Genomic DNA, 16,336 nt, shown 5'->3' on the forward strand with positions numbered 1-16,336 from the left:
CTTTTCTGTCAGATCGCCACCTGCGTGCCGATCTCGACCACGCGCCCCGTGGGGATCTGGAAATACTCCGTCGCGTCGGCCGCCGTGCGGGCCAGCCCGATGAACAGCTTGTCCTGCCACACCGGCATGCCGGAATTGGGCGATGCCTTGAGCGAGCGCCGCGACAGGAAGAACGACGTCGTCATGATATCGAACTTCCAGCCCTGCTTTCGGCAGATCGCCAGCGCGCGCGGAATGTTGGGCTGCTCCATATAGCCGAAGGTCAGCGTCACCCGCATGAACAGATCGTTGACCGCCTCCATCTTGACGCGCTCGCTGTCGGGCACCAGCGGCTGCGGCGCCGTCACCACCGAGAGGATGACGTTCTGCTCGTGCAGCACCTTGTAGTGCTTCAGGCTGTGCATCAGCGCGGTCGGCGCGCTTTGCGGATCGCTGGTCAGGAAGACCGCGGTGCCGGACACCAGCTGCGGCTTCTTCTTCAGCAGATTGCCGGCGAGGAAATCGAGCGGAATTTCGTTGCGGCGGGTTTTGTCGAACAAGTAGCGGCTGCCGCGCACCCAGGTCCACATCGCCATGATGATGGCGAAAGCCACCGCCAGCGACGCCCAACCACCTTCGAACACTTTGACGATGTTGGAGGCAAAGAAGCCGATGTCGATGAACGCGAACACCGCCGTCATCGCCACCGCCACCCACAGGCGCCATTTCCAGATGCGCGTCATGACGACGAAGAGCAGCACCGTCGTCACCAGCATGTTGCCGGTGACCGAGATGCCGTAGGCGGAGGCCAGCTTGCTCGATTCGCCGAAGCCGACAACCAAGAGCATCACCACCAGCGCCAGCAACAAATTGACGCGCGGCATGTAGATCTGGCCGGACTGCCGTTCCGACGTATGCAGGATTTCGAGGCGCGGCAGCATGTTGAGCTGCACAGCCTGCCGGGTCAGCGAGAAGGCGCCGGAGATGACCGCCTGGCTGGCAATCACCGTCGCGGCGGTTGCCAATACCACCATCGGGATCAGCGTCCAACCTTCGTTCATCTCGAAGAACGGGTGGCCGACCACGCCGTTCTTGGCCAGCACGAAAGCGCCCTGCCCGGCATAGTTGAGCAGCAGGCAGGGAAACACCACCGCCAGCCACGCCAGCACGATGGGCTTGCGGCCGAAATGGCCAAGATCTGCGTAAAGCGCCTCGGCGCCGGTGACGGCGAGGAAGATGGCGCCGATGGTGACGAAGGCGACGTCGGGCGAATTGATCAGGAAGGCGACGATGTAGTGCGGGCTGACCGCCCACAGGATTTCCGGATCGGCGATGATGTGATTCAGGCCGGAAAGGCCGATGGCCAGGAACCAGACCGCGGTAATCGGGCCGAAGATCAGCGCCACGCCGCCGGTACCGAAACGCTGCACCGAAAACAGGATCGCCAGGATGACCAGCGTCAGCGGCACGACATAGGGCTGGAAGGCCGGGGTGACGACATTCATGCCTTCGACCGCCGACAGCACCGAAATCGCCGGCGTGATGACGGCGTCGCCGAAGAACAGCGAGGCGCCGACGATGCCCACACCGAGGATAATCGCCGAACGCGCCGGGAAACTGCCCCGCGCCAGCGCCATCAGTGACAGCACGCCGCCCTCGCCGCGGTTGTCGGCCCTGAGCACGAACATGATGTATTTGATGGTGACGATGATCGTCAGCGACCAGATGATCAGCGACAGCACACCCAGAATATCGCCGCGGTCCGCGACTTCGCCGCCGGACGACGCCACAAGCGCTTCGCGGAACGCGTAGATCGGGCTGGTGCCGATGTCGCCATAGACCACGCCGAGCGCGCCAAGCATCAGCACCTTGGTGCTATGCTGTTCGATTTCGGGATGGCTCGATTGTTCGACGGGTTCTGCCTCACTACCAGTATTGGTAAGGGCCATGGACGACACTCCGATAAGCGCGCGGTGCTCTACGCTTGCTGCGATGCAATATCAAGTGCCCTGAGGTAATGGCTGCCATGCCGTAACGCCAGGGGGTTTCCCTCTACCACCCGCAAGCCTTCAGAAACCGCCCCACCGTGCCGGCCATGCCATACTCCAACGCATCGGCTGTCAACCCATGCCCTATCGACACTTCGGCTAATGCCGGGATTCGCCTTGCCAACGCCGGCAGGTTGTTCACCACCAGATCGTGCCCGGCATTGACCTGAAGCCCCGCTGCGAGTGCCGCGTCAGCGGTTTTTCCCAATCTTTCCAGTTCCTTCTGCGCCTTGGCGGAATCGGAATGGTAGCTGCCGTAGGGCCCGGTATAGAGCTCGATCCGGTCCGCGCCGGTATCGCGGGCCGCGGCGACGCCGTTGGGGTCCGGATCGGAAAACAGTGACACGCGAAAGCCCCCCTTTTTCAGGCGCTTGACGATCGGATTGAGGAACGCGGCCTCGGCAGCAAAGTTCCAGCCATGGTCGGAGGTCGCCTGCGCCGGATCGTCGGGCACCAGCGTCACCTGTTCCGGCTGGTGCTTTTCCACAAGCGCCAGGAAATCTTCGGTCGGATAACCTTCAATGTTGAATTCCGCCTTGGGAAACTCGTCGTCGATCAGCGCGCGGATCTCCGGCAGGTCGGAATGCCTGGTGTGGCGCTCGTCCGGCCGCGGATGCACCGTCAGCCCATGCGCGCCGGCGGCAAGGGCCAGACGGCCGAGCCCGGTGACGCTCGGCCATGGCAGGTCGCGGCGGTTGCGCAGCATGGCGATGGCGTTGAGATTGACGGAAAGTTTTGCGGGCATGGCGTGAGGTCCGGCTGTTTATGCAGCGCATCTATACTGCCTTTGACGGGAACAGACAGGGGGTTTCGGGTGTTCCAGTCATGACATCTGCTCGCAGAGGGAGGCCCAGCCAATGAATTTTCTCCAATCCGTGCCGGCGATCCGCCGTATCGAAACCGACCGTGAGGATCTTTTCGCCATCGACGTTGTCGGCCATATCTCGGCGGCAGACGGTGAAAATCTTTTTGGATTGCTGGAGGCCGCTTACGCGCTTCACCCGCGAATCGACGTGTTGATGCGGCTGGTCGATCACGAGGGCGTCGACTGGGCGGATGTCGCCGACGAGACGCTGAAACAGGGCACGGTGCACGCCCTGGAGCATGTCGCCCGCTGCGCGACGATCGGCGAGCCGAACTGGATAGCGGATGCGCAGAGCTTCCTCCCCGCTGCATCTCCCATCGAGTTCAGGCATTTCAAGGTCGAGGATGAAGCGGACGCCTGGCAATGGCTGGGCGCGACGCCACTCAGCCCTGCTACGCCAGCTGCTACCTGACGCCAGCTATCTAACGATGGTCAGCCGCTCTGCCGCTCGTGTGATGGCCGTATAAAGCCAGCGCTGGCGGGTTTCCTTGAACGCCCAGCTCTCGTCGAACAGCACGACATCGTTCCACTGCGAACCCTGCGCCTTGTGCACGGTCAGCGCGTAGCCATAGTCGAAATCGTCAAAGCGCTTCTTCTGCTGCCAGGGGATATCGGCGTCCGGATCCTCGAACGCCGACTTCAGCAGCTTGATCTTGGCGACGCCGCGGTCGGGATCGTCCTCTTCCGGCGAGACCAGCAGGTTGATGCCGGGTTTCACCGTCTCGCGCGACGAGGTCATCACCTTCCACAGCGAACCGTTGAGCAGGCCCTTGGCCGGGTCGTTGCGCAGGCAGACCAGCTTGTCGCCGGCCTGCGGATAATCGGCATTAAACCCCTTCAGTTCGCGCAGGCGCTGATTGTAGCGGCGGCGCGTGCGGTTGGTGCCGACCAGCACCTGGTCCGCCTTCAGCACCAGCTCCTGGGTGACGTCCTCCTTGCCGATAACCTGCGCGGTCCCGTAGTCGCCGCGCATGAATTCGCGGCCCTCGCGCACGTCGAGCGCCAGCTGGATGATCGGATTGTCGCGCGCCTGGCGGTGGATTTCGGTGAGCAGCACATCGGGCTCGTGTTCGGTGAAGAAGCCGCCACCCGAAATCGGCGGCAGCTGCGCCGGATCGCCAAGCACCAGGATCGGCGTGCCGAAACTGAGCAGATCGCGGCCGAGCTGCTCGTCGACCATCGAGCATTCGTCGATGACGACCAGCTTCGCGCGCGAAATCGGGCTTTGCCGGTTAAGCGAGAAGGTCGGCGACATCGACGTCTTGCCGGTCACCTCGTCGGCAACCGATTCCTCGCCCTTCGGCCTGTAGATCAGCGAATGGATGGTGCGGGCATTGACCGCCCCTTTGGAGCGCAGCACCTGCGCCGCCTTGCCGGTGAAGGCGGCGAACTGCACCTGCCCGTCGACATGCTCGGCAAAATACCGCGCCAGCGTCGTCTTGCCGGTGCCGGCATAGCCGAACAGCCGAAAGATCTGCGGCCGGCCCTCCTTGAGCCAGCGCGCCACCGCCTTCAACGCCTCATCCTGTTGGGGAGAGAATTCCATCAGCTGGAGAGACCGGATTCGCAAGGGAAAGACAAGGCCGTCACCATCAATGCCTTCGGACGCAAGCTATCAGGCTTGAACCGGAACGTAAAGGGAACAAACATAGAGGAGCCGGGTAGTCGCCTCACATAAGGACATACCGTCAGCGCCGCCCCTCATTGCCCTGCCGGGCATTTCTCCCCGTATAGTGACGGGGAGAAAAAGGCTGGCCGCAGCCTCGGCGCCATCATGAGATGCCGGAGATTAGCGAAACCGGCGATGACAGCCCCCCTCTCCCCGTCACTACACGGGGAGAGGATGCCGGCAGGCAGGTGAGGGGCAGCGCAAACGCCGCAAAGACTTCATCCCTTGTCGAAAGACGAGCCTAACCGACTTGCCCCGGGTCATCTTCCAACAGGATCGGCTTGCCGTGCGGTGTGGCGTGCGCGGCGCGCTCCCAGGCGGCGGCGAGTGTGTCGACATCGCTTTTTCCCGCGACGCCCTTGGCCGCAAGCAGCTTTTCCAGTGCTGCCAGCCAATGCTCGTAGTAATCGTGGCCGTCGCTCGCCGCGCCCGGCTTCTTTATCTCAGCGGACAAGGCGTCCGCCCATTCGCTCCACGAAAACAGGCCTTTGTCATGCAGCGCCACTGTCATGGCGAAGGCTTCGGCCTCCCACGGTTCCGCAAACACCGGCTCGTCGAAACCTCTAGGCAACGCACCGTCATGCCGGCTCAAGATAGCTCTCCCAGGCATCGATCGAGACGGTGAGCGACGGGTCGGCGCCCTCGCCCCAAATTTCAGGGCCATCAAAGACGACGGTATAGACCCATTGCGGGTTTTCGCCCTTGCCAAGCGCGTTGCTGTCGGGGAAGACAAAACCGTCGCGCACAGCCTCGATCACGCCCTGCTTGTCGCGCGCATAGCGCGGCAGGCGCGTATGGCCGGTGGGATTGAAATTCTTCGTCCGCACGGCCTGCCCTGCCTTGAACCGCGCCGGTGTCGCAACCGGCCGGTCGCAAGGTCCGCCCTTGGCCAGCACAGCCGGGACGTTTTCTGCCTTCAGTACCCTTTTGGGCGTTGCTGCCGGATCGACAGCCCGGCCCTCGGCCAGATCGCGCTCACTGACAAAGCCGTGGCGCTTCAACAGCACCTCCAACGCCTTGATCCAGATCTGGTAGTAGCTCGATGAATAGTAGACCGCCGGATGCAACGATTCCCTGGCGTGCCGGCTCTCGTCGATGTTCCAGGCGCCCATGGCGCCGGCCGTCAGCGTCACGCCAAGCGCACGCCTTTCCCATGCGGCATGGAAATAAGGCTCACCTTTCTCGGGCGCGACCGGCCCGAAGCCCATCTGCCCGCCGAGATCCTGCGGCCCGTTCATGCCGGCTCCTTCGCCAGCGCTGTGCCGATCATCGCATCGCGGCTGACCAGTTCGGCTAGCTGTTCCTCGTTCCAGCCCTCGGTGTTTTCAGGCCGCATCGGCACCACGAGATAGCGCAGCTCGGCGGTCGAATCCCAGACGCGGATCTTTTTCTCCGCCGGCAAGGTCAGGCCGAATTCCTCCAGCACGCCGCGCGGATCGATCACCGCCCGCGAGCGATAGGGCGGCGCCTTGTACCAGACCGGCGGCAGGCCAAGCACCGACCACGGATAGCAGGAGCACAGCGTGCAGACGACGAGGTTATGCGTCTCCTCCGTGTTGAACACCGCCTGCATGTGTTCGCCCTGCCGGCCGGTGTAACTCAGCGAGGCGATCGCCTCCGTCGCATCGCGCTTCAGCCAGTCGGCATAGGCCGGATCGTTCCAGGCTTTTGCGACGACCCTGGCGCCATTACGCGGCCCGATCTTGGTCTCATAGGTGTCGACGATGACATCGATCGCCGCCGGATCGATCAGGCCTTTTTCAGTGAGGATGGTTTCCAGCGCGCGCACCCGCGCCGCAAATGGGTCGAGCTCGTTGTCGTGGTCGTGATCATGGGACATGACCGCAGATTAGGATTGCCGGAACGACTCGGCAAGCACGACAGCTTGGGCCACGGGCCGCTGCCTATTCGGCGGCGGCCTTTTGCGGTTCGACAAGCCGGTCCTCGGGGCCGAACAGCGAGCCCTGCTCGCCGCTCTCGACAGCATGCAGCGCCGGCCGGCTCTTTTTCGAGGAGAAGAACCTCATCAGCCAGCCGGAGAAATTCTCGAAATAGACGTAGATCACCGGCGTGACGAACAACGTCAGCGCCTGCGAAGCGAGCAGACCGCCGACAACGGCGACGCCGAGCGGCTGGCGCAGTTCCGCACTGGCGCCGGTGCCGAGCGCGATCGGGAACGTGCCCATCAGCGCCGCCAGCGTCGTCATCATGATCGGTCTGAACCGCATCAGGCAGGCCTTGTGTATGGACTCCTTGGCCGACATGCCGTCTCGTCGCAATTCCAGCGCGACGTCGACCATCATGATGCCGTTCTTCTTGACGATGCCGATCAGCATCAGGATGCCGATCACCGCGATGACCGACAGGTCCATGCCGGCAAAGCGCAGCGCCACCACTGCGCCGAGCACCGCCGAAGGCAGGCCGGTCAAGATGGTCAGCGGATGGATGAAGCTCTCATAGAGGATGCCGAGCACGATATAGATGGTCAGGATGGCGCCGCCGATCAGCAGGCCCTGATTGGCAAGCGAATCCTGGAAGGTCTTGGCGGTGCCGGCGAAGCTGGTCGAGATCGCCTTTGGCATGCCGATTTTCTCCTTCAGCGCGTCGATGCGGGCCGTGCTGTCGCCGAGCGCCACGCCTTGCGGCAGATTGTAGGAGATGGTCACCGCCGGAAGCTGGCCGAGCTGGTTGACCGTCAGGGCACCGGCCGTGCGGTCGACGCGGGCAAAGGCGCCGAGCGGCACCAGGCTGCCGCTCGCCGTCCGCATCTGGATGGCGAGCATGCGCTCCGGCGACCATTCGATGTTGGGGTCGAGCTCGGTGATGACTTCATAGCTGTCGGCCGAACCGAAGATTGTCGAAACCTGGTCGGTGCCGAATCCGCCATAGAGGGCGGAGCGCAGCGTGTCGGTGTCGATGCCGAGCTGGGCGGCCTTGTCGCGGTCGACCACCAGCGATGCCTGCAGAGCATTGTTCTGCAAGTCGCTGGTGACGTCGGTGAAATTCGCATGGTCGGCCGCCATCGCGTCATTCAGCTTCTGCGCCCAGATGTCGGTCTGGCCGGTATCCAGGCCTTGCACGACCAGCTGGTAGGCGCTGGCTGACGAGCGCGAACCAAGCCGCAGGTTCTGCACCGGCTGCATGTAGGTTTCGATACCCGCCACGCCGGCCAGTTGCCGCCTTAGATCTGCAAGTACCTTCTCGATATCGGGACGCTGGTCCTTGCCCTTGAGCTGGACGAAAAGCTGCCCCTGGTTGAGCGCATTGCTGCCGCTCCCCGCCGACCACGCCACATGATCGACATAGGGCGAATGCGAAAAGACACTGGCCACCTGCCCCTGCAGCTTCGACATGGCGTCGAACGAGATGTCCTGGCGCGCGATCGTCGTCACCGAGATCTGGCCGATATCCTCCTGCGGGAAGAAGCCCTTCGGCGACACCTCGATCAGCCACACCGAGCCTGCCGCGGTTCCGATGAAGACGAGGAACACCAGGAAAGTGTGACGCAGGCAGAAGGTTAGAAGCTGGTCATAGCCGCGCGTGACGAAGTCCTGCTTGTGGCCGGGCGCATGCTTGTCGCGATCGGCCTTCGTCACCGACAAGAGCCGCGAGCACAGCATCGGCGTCAGCGTCAGCGACACGAACATCGACGCCAGGATGGCAACCGTCACCACCACGGCGAATTCGTTGAAGATGCGGCCGATGACGCCACCCATCAAAAGCACCGGGATGAACACCGCCACCAGCGAGATCGAGATCGAGATGATGGTGAAGCCGATTTCGCGCGCGCCTTTCAGCGATGCGTCGAAGGCCGACAGCCCATCCTCCTCCATGTGTCGAAAAATGTTTTCCAGCATGACGATGGCGTCGTCGACGACAAGGCCGACGGCAAGCGTCAGGCCCATCAGCGAAATGTTGTCGATGGAAAAGCCGAACAGGAACATGGCGCCCAGCGTGGCAATCAGCGAGATCGGCACCGCCACGGCCGGAATGATTGTTGCCGTCACCCGGCGCAGGAAGACGAAGATCACCATCACCACCAAAGCGATGGTCAACAGCAGCGTGAACTGCACGTCGTCGACGGCCTGGCGGATCGAGGTCGAACGGTCGTTGAGCAGCTTGATGTCGGCGGCGGCCGGCATCTGATCCCTGAAGGACGGCAGCATCGCCTTGACCTTGTCGACGACATCGACCGTGTTGGCGTCGGGCTGGCGCTGCACGGCCATGATGATCGCGCGGGTGCCGTCATACCAGCTCGCCGTCGTCGTGGTTTGCACCGAATCGACGACGCGGGTCACTTCACCCAGCCGCACCGGGTGGCCATCCTTGGTGGCGATGATGAGATTGGAGAATCCGGCCGCGTTGGTGAGCTGCGTGTTGGCGGTGATGGTCAGCTGCTGCTTGTCGTTCTGCAGAACGCCGAGCGGCGTGTTGCTGTTGGCCGAGGCGATCGCCGTCTGCAGCTGGTCGATCGAGATGCCGCGCGCTGCAAGCGCCGTCGGATCGATCTGGATGCGCACCGCGTATTTCTGCTGGCCGTAGATCGAAACCTGCGCGACGCCATCGATGGTCGACAGCGACGGCGAGATGACGTTTTCGGCGAAAGCATCGAGATCGGTCAACGGAACCGTATCGCTGACCAGCGACATCAACAGGATCGGCGCGTCGGCCGGATTGACCTTGCGATAGCTGGGCGGCGAGGTCATTTCCGGCGGCAGCGATTTCTGCGTGCGCGCGATCGCCGCCTGCACGTCGGCTGCGGCGGCATCGATATCCCTGTTGAGCACGAACTGGATGGCGATCGAGGTCTGGCCGAGCGCGTTGGTGGTCGAGATCGAATCGATGCCGGCGATGGTCGCGAACTGCTTGATCAGCGGCGTCGCCACCGAGGTCGCCATGGTTTCGGGCGATGCGCCGGGCAGGGAGGCCGAGACGTTGACGACCGGAAATTCAGCGCTGGGCAGCGCCGCCACCGGCAGGAACTTGTAGGCAAACAGCCCGCCCAGCACGAGGGCGAACGACATCAGCAGCGTGGCGACAGGCCTGCGTATGCAGAATTCGGAAATCATGGCTGTGTCCCGCCCGCCTTGTCGGCTTGCGCGACCTTTGGCGCGGCCTGATCCCCGCCAGCCGCCTTGCCCTCATGCACGGCGGCGCCGTCCTTCAGCCTGGTCTGGCCCTCGACGACCACCTTCTCGCCCGACTTGACGCCCTCGCTGATGGCGCTGTTTTCGCCTTCGGTCAGCGCCACTTGCACCGGCCGCATCTCGACCGTGTTGTCCGGCTTGACCACATAGACGAAGGGGCCCTTCTGGCTGGGCTGGACCGCGACCGTCGGAACCGAGGTCATCTGCGGCATGATGCCGGCGTCAAGGACGACATTCACATACTGTCCGGGCCATAGCGACAGATCGGCATTGGGTATGCTTGCCCGCGTTGCAATGGTTCCGGAAGCGGTGTCGACGCTGGAATCGACGAAGTCGAGCGTGCCCTTGCCGATCGGCGTCGGGTCGCCGTCCTTGGTCAGCGTGACCGCGCCCTGCTGCGGGTTGGCCAGCGCCTTGTGCAGCAGCGCCAGATTGCTTTCCGGCAGGTTGAAGTTGACCTGCAGCGGATCCATCTGGGTGACAGTCACCAGCGGCGTCGCCGTGGTGCTGTTGCCGTTGCTGACGGTGACAAGGTCGCCGACCGAGACATTGACGGCGCCCAGCCGGCCCGAGATCGGCGCCGTGATCGTTGCGTAGCTCAGCTGGACGGTATCGGCATCGATCGTCGCCTTGTCGGCGTCGATGGTTGCGGCCGCCGCCTTTTGAGCGGCCAGCGCCTGATCGTAGGTCTGCTGCGTGCCGGCCTGCTTGGCGACGAGATCCTTGGCGCGCTGCAGATCGGCCTGAGCGCTGACCAGCATCGCCTGGTCCTTGACCAGCATCGCCTGGTCCTTGGCCAGTTGCGCCTTCAGCGACCGGTCGTCGAGCCAGAACAGCAGATCGCCGGTCTTCACCATCTGCCCGTCCTTGACGTCGATCGACACGATCTGGCTCGACACGCGCGCATTGATGTTGACCACGGCCGGCGAGGATACGAAGCCGATGGCGTAGCGGCGGATCGGGAAATCGGCCGTTGTCGCGGTGGCCGAAACGATCGAGGCCGAACGGGCGGCGCCGGCACCGGATTTGCCCGCAGCCTTGTCAGCCGAAGTCTTGTCTGATGCAGCCGGCTTGTCCGCCGCGTCTGTCTGCTTAGCGCCCGGCAGCATCTGCTGCAGACTGCTCATCGCCGCTGGCGAAAAATAGACCCACGCCGCTGCGACACTGGCCGCCGCCACTACCACCGCCAGAACGACTTTCCCGCGCATCGACTACAAGCCCTATGATCCGACACGCCGAACCCGGTGGTCTCATTCTACCGCAAATCACGGCGCCTTGCCGCGATTTTGCGGAAATAGATAGGACACGCCTTTGTCGGAAAAGGGCCAAAACGCGGCATTACGAAGATTTAATGTGCACTGCACAATGAATGGGCAGCCGGCTCAGGAGTCGGAAAGCCAGCCAGGATGTGGTTGAGATTCAGGTCCGGCGAGCCTTACCTGAACATCAAGCACATCCTATTTCAGCATCGGCCAAAGGGTCGCTGCGAGCAGCACGCCCATGGCGATGTTGAACCACTTCAGCCGCACCGGATCGGACAGGAAGCCGCGTAGCGCGGTGCCGAAACCCGCCCAGATCGACACGCTCGGCAAATTGACCAGCGAGAAGGCAAAAGCGATCAACACCACCGACAGGAATGGATGGTCGGCGTTGGTGTAGACGGCCATGGCCGTGATCGCCATCACCCAGGCCTTGGGATTGACCCACTGGAAGGCGGCGGCATCGATAAGGCGCATCGGCTTGGCCTCCACCTCGCCCTTGGCGCTGAGGGAGCGCGACATGGCGATCTTCCAGGCGAGGTAGAGAAGATAGGCGGCGCCGGCGATCTTGAGTGCCGTGTGCAGCGCCGGAAACGCCGTCAGCACCGCGCCGAGGCCGAAACCGACGGCCAGCAACAGCACGCAAAAGCCGATGCTGATGCCCAGCATATGCGGGATTGTCCGGACGATGCCGAAATTGACGCCCGACGCCAGCAGCATGAGGTTGTTCGGCCCCGGCGTGATCGAGGTCACGAAGGCGTAGACCAAAAGGGCAAGGAAGGCGTCGAGGGACATGACGGCTCATAAAGGTCAGGAATGCTGACTTAAATCGACCGGGCGTCGGACGCAACTTCATTCGATTGGTCCAATGCGTCCGGCCGTGATCCGTCTGGTCGTGTCGCCAGCCCAGCTACGGCCGGCGCACCCTACCTGCCGTGGGGCCGTGCCGACAACACATGGGAAGCAGTCGCCCTCTCGCTGCGGCCGGCGACGCGCCGCAGGCCTTTGCGCTTCGGCGTGTTCTCCGGAAGTTTTACGCCGTGCGCGAGACCCAGCGCGGCGAGAATGCAAATAAAAGCCCAGCCGAGATCGATCTGCCCGCGCTCAAGGCCGAGCCTGGCGGATTCGGGGAACGCGTGATGGTTACCGTGAAAGCTTTCGCCGAAGGTCACCAGGCCGAAACGCGGCAGATTGTAGCCTTGCACCGCGACGCCATCGACGCGCCAGCCTTGCTGCCCGCTGCGATGCGCGAAATGCCCGACCAGCCAGTGCCCGGTGAGCGAGACCGAGATGCGCACTGCAATGCCCCAGACCACCCAGCTCCAATCGCCGAGCAGAAAGAAAAGGATCGCCCAAGGCAGTTGCTGCAACATCCAGGTGCGTTCGACGAATTTGTAGAAGCGATCGTTGCGGATCGACGGCTCGATGACGAAGTCGGGCGGATTGCGCAACGCGACCGCGCAATGCATCTGCCAGAAAGCGTCGGTGAAGAACGGCCGGCGGTGCGCGTGCAGATCGTGGCACGCCGTCTGGCGCTGCGCCCAGTCTCTGATGTCATGCGCATAGATCATGCCGAACGGACCGGCCATGCCGACCAGCGTGCCGAGATAGACCAGCGCATGTTCGATGAAGATATGCACCTTGAACGAGCGATGGATGAGCAGCCGGTGCATGCCGACCGAATGTCCCGCGCAGATCGTCACCGCCGTTGTCGCTACGAACAGGGCCAAAGCGCTCCAGCTGAAGGTCAGCGGTCCGAACACCAGGGCGATCAGCGTCATCGCACCGACCCAGATCGACTTGGCCGGCATCCAGACGACCTCGCCGTCCTCGGCGTCGCTCAAGGGCTGCGAGATCATTCTGCCTGTGGATATGGTCTTCATCGGTACCCCTCCTCTCAGGAAACATTTCCGAACCAGAGCCTTGCCTTTCGCCGCGCCGGCGCTTATTTAGGCAGTAAGCTAATTATCTACTATCTAGGATTAGGTATTTAGGCAATAGTCTAAATGCCAGGGAAATGCAGACCGAAGGCATACGCCTTCGCGACTTACGAGGCGGAAGTGATCGAAGACAACATATCCGATGCGGAAACAGCCGCCGGCAGCAGCGCCATACAGCGCGTGTTCGAGGCGCTGTCGTCGCAGCCCCGGCGCAAGATCCTCGCCTATCTCGCGCACTCGTCGCTGACCGCTGGCGAGATCGCAGCGCGCTTCGACATGTCGAAGCCGTCGATCTCGCAGCATCTGAGCATTCTGGAGACGGCAGGCCTCATCGCCAAGGAGCGCCACGGACAGTTCATCCACTACTCGCTGGTCCAGAACAATCTGGTCAACACGCTGAACGGCTTCGTCCAGGACGTGTGCCCGGTCTCGCGCCCGATCAAACGGGAGAGCAAGGAACTGGCAAGCGGCAAGGTTGAAACCAAGTCGAGAAAATCCGGCGACTGATATCCCGATTGCACCTGGCAGGAAGCCTTCGGCAGATCAGTTCCGCCGGCGATATTTCAGTGCCCAAAGAAGCCAACTGAAGATGACAATGGACCCGGCGTGGAAGAAGATCACGTCCCAGAATCTGGTTGGATTATCCGCATAGGCAACCCATTCATTGCCTCGTAAGGCTGGGACCGTCATCGTCACCCAGGCATGGGCAAGCACCCAAATCGAGAATGCGATCAGAACGTACATCATCACATGTACGACCAATTCTTTTCGCGGGGTCATGCGCCACCAAGTCTCAGTTCGCTTTTCGGATCGCCTCGCTCGACCGTGAATGCAGAACTTTAACGTGGCATGAATGCCTACATGCCTTGCGGGCCGCGGTTCATTGCCGCCACGCCGGTGCGGCAGATTTCGACCAGGCCGAGCGGTTTCATGATGGCGATGAACTGGTCGAGCTTGGAGCCCTTGCCGGTGATTTCGAAGATGAAGTGCTCGGTGTTGGCGTCGATGACCGAAGCGCGGAAGGCATCCGCGAGACGCAGCGCCTCGACACGGGCCTCGCCGGTGCCGGCGACCTTGACCAGCGCAAGTTCCCGCTCCAGCGGCCGCTCCTGGCCGAACTCGTGCGAGCGCACGGTGAGATCGACGACGCGGTGCACCGGCACGATGCGCTCGAGCTGATGCTTGATCTGCTCCAGCACATGCGGCGTGCCGCGCGTCACGATGGTGATGCGCGACAGATGCTTTTCGTGTTCGGTCTCGGAGACTGTCAGGCTCTCGATGTTGTAGCCGCGGCCGGAAAACAGGCCGATGACCCGGGCAAGTACACCCGGCTCGTTGTCGACCAGCACGGAGAGCGTATGGTTCTCCGGCTTCTCGGTTTCCTTGGCGATGAAATAGGCGGAGCCGGTCGGTTGAAGCTGTGCGTTCATGACGTGAATCTCGATTTCAGACTTTTGAGCTAATTCTCTGTTTGCGCACGGCTTCTTTCGACAAGCCCTGCCTCGGCTTGTGTTATCGATGGGGCATGATGTCGCCCGAAAACCGCTTCACACTTTTCGGCATCATGCCCTAGACCAGTTCCCTGCCCTTGGCGTCGATGGCGTTGGCCACCGCTTCGTCGGTCGCCTCGTCCGGCAGCAGCATTTCATTATGCGCCTTGCCCGACGGGATCATCGGGAAGCAGTTGGCGAGGTTCGCCACGCGGCAGTCGAACAGCACCGGCTTCTTGACCGCGATCATTTCCTTGATCGCATCGTCGAGTTCGTCCGGCTTCTCGCAGCGAATGCCGTGACCGCCATAGGCCTCGGCCAGCTTGACGAAGTCGGGCATCGCCTCGGTGTAGGAATGCGACAGACGGTTGCCGTGCAGCAACTGCTGCCACTGCCGCACCATGCCCATATACTGGTTGTTGAGGATGAAGATCTTGATCGGCGCATTGTGCTGCACCGCAGCACTCATCTCCTGCATCGTCATCTGCACCGAGGCGTCGCCGGCAATGTCGATGACCAGTGCATCGGGATGCGCGATCTGCACGCCCAGTGCTGCCGGCAGGCCATAGCCCATCGTGCCAAGGCCACCGGATGTCATCCAGCGGTTCGGCTTCTCGAAATGATAGTGCTGCGCCGCCCACATCTGGTGCTGGCCGACCTCGGTGGTGATGTAGGTGTCCATGTCCTTGGTCAGCGCGTAGAGCCGCTGGATGGCATACTGCGGCATGATGACGTCGTGGTTCATCTTGAAGGCGAGTGAATCGCGCGCGCGCCATTTGGCGATCTGCTCCCACCAGGGATAGAGCGCCTTCTTGTCGGCCTTGGCGCTTGCCCGCCACAGCCGCACCATGTCTTCCAGCACGCGGCCGACATCACCGATGATCGGCACGTCGGTGTGGACGTTCTTGTTGATCGACGACGGATCGATGTCGATGTGGATCTTCTTCGAGTTCGGCGAGAACGCGGTCAGCCGTCCGGTGATACGGTCGTCGAAGCGCGCGCCGATGCAGATCATGACGTCGCAATCGTGCATCGCCATGTTGGCTTCATAGGTGCCGTGCATGCCGAGCATGCCCATCCAGTTCTTGCCCGATGCCGGATAGGCGCCGAGCCCCATCAGCGTCGAGGTGATGGGGAAACCGGTGAGATCGACCAGTTCGCGCAGCAGGTGGCTGGCTTCCGGGCCGGAATTGATGACGCCACCGCCCGAATAGATGATCGGCTTCTTGGCGCTCGCCATCAGCTCGACCGCGGCCTTGACCTTGTCGAGATCGCCCTGGACCTTCGGCTGGTAGCTGGTGCGCGGCGCCGTCTGCGGCGGCACATAGATGCCTTTGGCGAACTGCACGTCCTTCGGAATGTCGACCACCACGGGACCGGGACGGCCGGTCGTGGCGACATGAAAAGCCTCGTGGATGGTGGCGGCGAGTTGGTTGACATCCTTCACCAGCCAGTTGTGCTTGGTGCAGGGCCGCGTGATGCCGACCGTATCGCACTCCTGGAACGCATCCGAGCCGATCAGCGAGGTCGGCACCTGTCCAGTCAGGCAGACCAGCGGGATCGAATCCATCAGCGCGTCCTGCAGCGGCGTCACCGCATTGGTGGCGCCCGGCCCCGACGTCACCAAGAGCACACCGGCCTTGCCGGTCGAGCGCGCATAGCCTTCAGCGGCATGACCGGCGCCCTGCTCGTGGCGGACCAGAATGTGCTCGACCTCGTCCTGCTGGAAGATTTCGTCATAGATCGGAAGCACCGCGCCGCCGGGATAACCGAAGACATGCTTGACGCCATTGTCCTTCAGCGCCTGCACCACCATTTCGGCGCCAGTCATTTCACGCCGCTCACTCTGTCCGTTGCTCATCGGTCCTGTCCCGTACTGTCCGCCATTGGGCGATTGCTGGTCGTTTAGTCGTGTTTCGGGCAATAAAAAAGGCCCCCG

At 62.6% G+C, this 16,336-nt stretch carries 14 protein-coding genes; 2 read left to right on the top strand and 12 right to left on the bottom strand.

Features of this window, described 5'->3' with window-relative positions:
• Positions 1–8: 8 nt before the first annotated feature.
• Both ACYHH6_RS26575 and ACYHH6_RS26580 read right to left on the bottom strand, forming a co-directional pair.
• Positions 9–1,928, bottom strand: a complete 1,920-nt coding sequence (locus ACYHH6_RS26575; protein ID WP_352584035.1) for a potassium transporter Kup — start codon at positions 1,926–1,928, stop codon at positions 9–11.
• Positions 1,929–2,031: 103 nt separating this feature from the next.
• Positions 2,032–2,772 (bottom strand): pyridoxine 5'-phosphate synthase, encoded by a 741-nt coding sequence (locus ACYHH6_RS26580; protein WP_352584033.1) that lies wholly within the window; start codon positions 2,770–2,772, stop codon positions 2,032–2,034.
• Positions 2,773–2,884: 112 nt separating this feature from the next.
• Here ACYHH6_RS26580 and ACYHH6_RS26585 point away from each other — a divergent pair, with 112 nt between their 5' ends.
• On the top strand, positions 2,885–3,304 hold the full coding sequence (locus ACYHH6_RS26585) for a SpoIIAA family protein (protein WP_352584032.1): 420 nt from the start codon (positions 2,885–2,887) through the stop codon (positions 3,302–3,304).
• A 6-nt stretch (positions 3,305–3,310) separates the two neighbouring features.
• Here ACYHH6_RS26585 and ACYHH6_RS26590 read toward each other — a convergent pair whose 3' ends face one another.
• The 8 genes from ACYHH6_RS26590 to ACYHH6_RS26625 all read right to left on the bottom strand — a co-directional run bounded on the left by ACYHH6_RS26590 (position 3,311) and on the right by ACYHH6_RS26625 (position 12,850).
• Entirely contained in the window at positions 3,311–4,438 is a 1,128-nt protein-coding gene (locus ACYHH6_RS26590; protein ID WP_112565033.1) for an ATP-dependent DNA helicase, read from the bottom strand.
• A 364-nt stretch (positions 4,439–4,802) separates the two neighbouring features.
• Positions 4,803–5,171 (bottom strand): nitrile hydratase accessory protein, encoded by a 369-nt coding sequence (locus ACYHH6_RS26595; protein ID WP_435053232.1) that lies wholly within the window; start codon positions 5,169–5,171, stop codon positions 4,803–4,805.
• On the bottom strand, positions 5,140–5,799 hold the full coding sequence (gene nthB, locus ACYHH6_RS26600; RefSeq protein ID WP_352584029.1) for a nitrile hydratase subunit beta: 660 nt from the start codon (positions 5,797–5,799) through the stop codon (positions 5,140–5,142). Before nthB ends, ACYHH6_RS26595 begins: the two co-directional genes overlap by 32 nt.
• Positions 5,796–6,401, bottom strand: a complete 606-nt coding sequence (gene nthA, locus ACYHH6_RS26605) for a nitrile hydratase subunit alpha (protein WP_352584028.1) — start codon at positions 6,399–6,401, stop codon at positions 5,796–5,798. Before nthA ends, nthB begins: the two co-directional genes overlap by 4 nt.
• Before the next feature lie 64 nt (positions 6,402–6,465).
• Complete coding sequence (locus ACYHH6_RS26610) at positions 6,466–9,630, bottom strand: efflux RND transporter permease subunit (protein ID WP_352584027.1); 3,165 nt, start codon at positions 9,628–9,630, stop codon at positions 6,466–6,468.
• Positions 9,627–10,916, bottom strand: a complete 1,290-nt coding sequence (locus ACYHH6_RS26615) for an efflux RND transporter periplasmic adaptor subunit (RefSeq protein WP_352584025.1) — start codon at positions 10,914–10,916, stop codon at positions 9,627–9,629. The genes ACYHH6_RS26610 and ACYHH6_RS26615 overlap by 4 nt, the downstream gene beginning before the upstream one ends.
• Before the next feature lie 249 nt (positions 10,917–11,165).
• Positions 11,166–11,762 carry a LysE family translocator gene (locus ACYHH6_RS26620; RefSeq protein ID WP_352584023.1) on the bottom strand — a complete coding sequence of 199 codons (597 nt, stop codon included), beginning with the start codon at positions 11,760–11,762 and terminating at the stop codon, positions 11,166–11,168.
• 131 nt (positions 11,763–11,893) lie between these two features.
• Positions 11,894–12,850 (bottom strand): acyl-CoA desaturase, encoded by a 957-nt coding sequence (locus tag ACYHH6_RS26625; protein WP_352584021.1) that lies wholly within the window; start codon positions 12,848–12,850, stop codon positions 11,894–11,896.
• Between the two features lie 177 nt (positions 12,851–13,027).
• Here ACYHH6_RS26625 and ACYHH6_RS26630 point away from each other — a divergent pair, with 177 nt between their 5' ends.
• Positions 13,028–13,414, top strand: a complete 387-nt coding sequence (locus ACYHH6_RS26630; protein WP_352584020.1) for a metalloregulator ArsR/SmtB family transcription factor — start codon at positions 13,028–13,030, stop codon at positions 13,412–13,414.
• A gap of 350 nt (positions 13,415–13,764) precedes the next feature.
• Here ACYHH6_RS26630 and ilvN read toward each other — a convergent pair whose 3' ends face one another.
• Both ilvN and ACYHH6_RS26640 read right to left on the bottom strand, forming a co-directional pair.
• Complete coding sequence (ilvN, locus tag ACYHH6_RS26635) at positions 13,765–14,337, bottom strand: acetolactate synthase small subunit (protein ID WP_023668352.1); 573 nt, start codon at positions 14,335–14,337, stop codon at positions 13,765–13,767.
• Positions 14,338–14,476: 139 nt separating this feature from the next.
• Positions 14,477–16,258 (bottom strand): acetolactate synthase 3 large subunit, encoded by a 1,782-nt coding sequence (locus ACYHH6_RS26640; protein WP_352584018.1) that lies wholly within the window; start codon positions 16,256–16,258, stop codon positions 14,477–14,479.
• Positions 16,259–16,336: the final 78 nt, after the last annotated feature.

The sequence above is a fragment of the Mesorhizobium sp. P171375 genome, from assembly GCF_057786075.1.

Coding starts and splice junctions, on each gene's coding strand:
- ACYHH6_RS26595 (WP_435053232.1), bottom strand. CDS start 5,171: ATGCCTGGGAGAGCTATCTTGAGCCGGCATGACGGTGCGTTGCCTAGA.
- ACYHH6_RS26580 (WP_352584033.1), bottom strand. CDS start 2,772: ATGCCCGCAAAACTTTCCGTCAATCTCAACGCCATCGCCATGCTGCGC.
- ACYHH6_RS26585 (WP_352584032.1), top strand. CDS start 2,885: ATGAATTTTCTCCAATCCGTGCCGGCGATCCGCCGTATCGAAACCGAC.
- ACYHH6_RS26615 (WP_352584025.1), bottom strand. CDS start 10,916: ATGCGCGGGAAAGTCGTTCTGGCGGTGGTAGTGGCGGCGGCCAGTGTC.
- ACYHH6_RS26575 (WP_352584035.1), bottom strand. CDS start 1,928: ATGGCCCTTACCAATACTGGTAGTGAGGCAGAACCCGTCGAACAATCG.
- ACYHH6_RS26590 (WP_112565033.1), bottom strand. CDS start 4,438: ATGGAATTCTCTCCCCAACAGGATGAGGCGTTGAAGGCGGTGGCGCGC.
- ACYHH6_RS26625 (WP_352584021.1), bottom strand. CDS start 12,850: ATGAAGACCATATCCACAGGCAGAATGATCTCGCAGCCCTTGAGCGAC.
- ACYHH6_RS26610 (WP_352584027.1), bottom strand. CDS start 9,630: ATGATTTCCGAATTCTGCATACGCAGGCCTGTCGCCACGCTGCTGATG.
- ilvN (WP_023668352.1), bottom strand. CDS start 14,337: ATGAACGCACAGCTTCAACCGACCGGCTCCGCCTATTTCATCGCCAAG.
- ACYHH6_RS26620 (WP_352584023.1), bottom strand. CDS start 11,762: ATGTCCCTCGACGCCTTCCTTGCCCTTTTGGTCTACGCCTTCGTGACC.
- nthA (WP_352584028.1), bottom strand. CDS start 6,401: ATGTCCCATGATCACGACCACGACAACGAGCTCGACCCATTTGCGGCG.
- ACYHH6_RS26640 (WP_352584018.1), bottom strand. CDS start 16,258: ATGAGCAACGGACAGAGTGAGCGGCGTGAAATGACTGGCGCCGAAATG.
- nthB (WP_352584029.1), bottom strand. CDS start 5,799: ATGAACGGGCCGCAGGATCTCGGCGGGCAGATGGGCTTCGGGCCGGTC.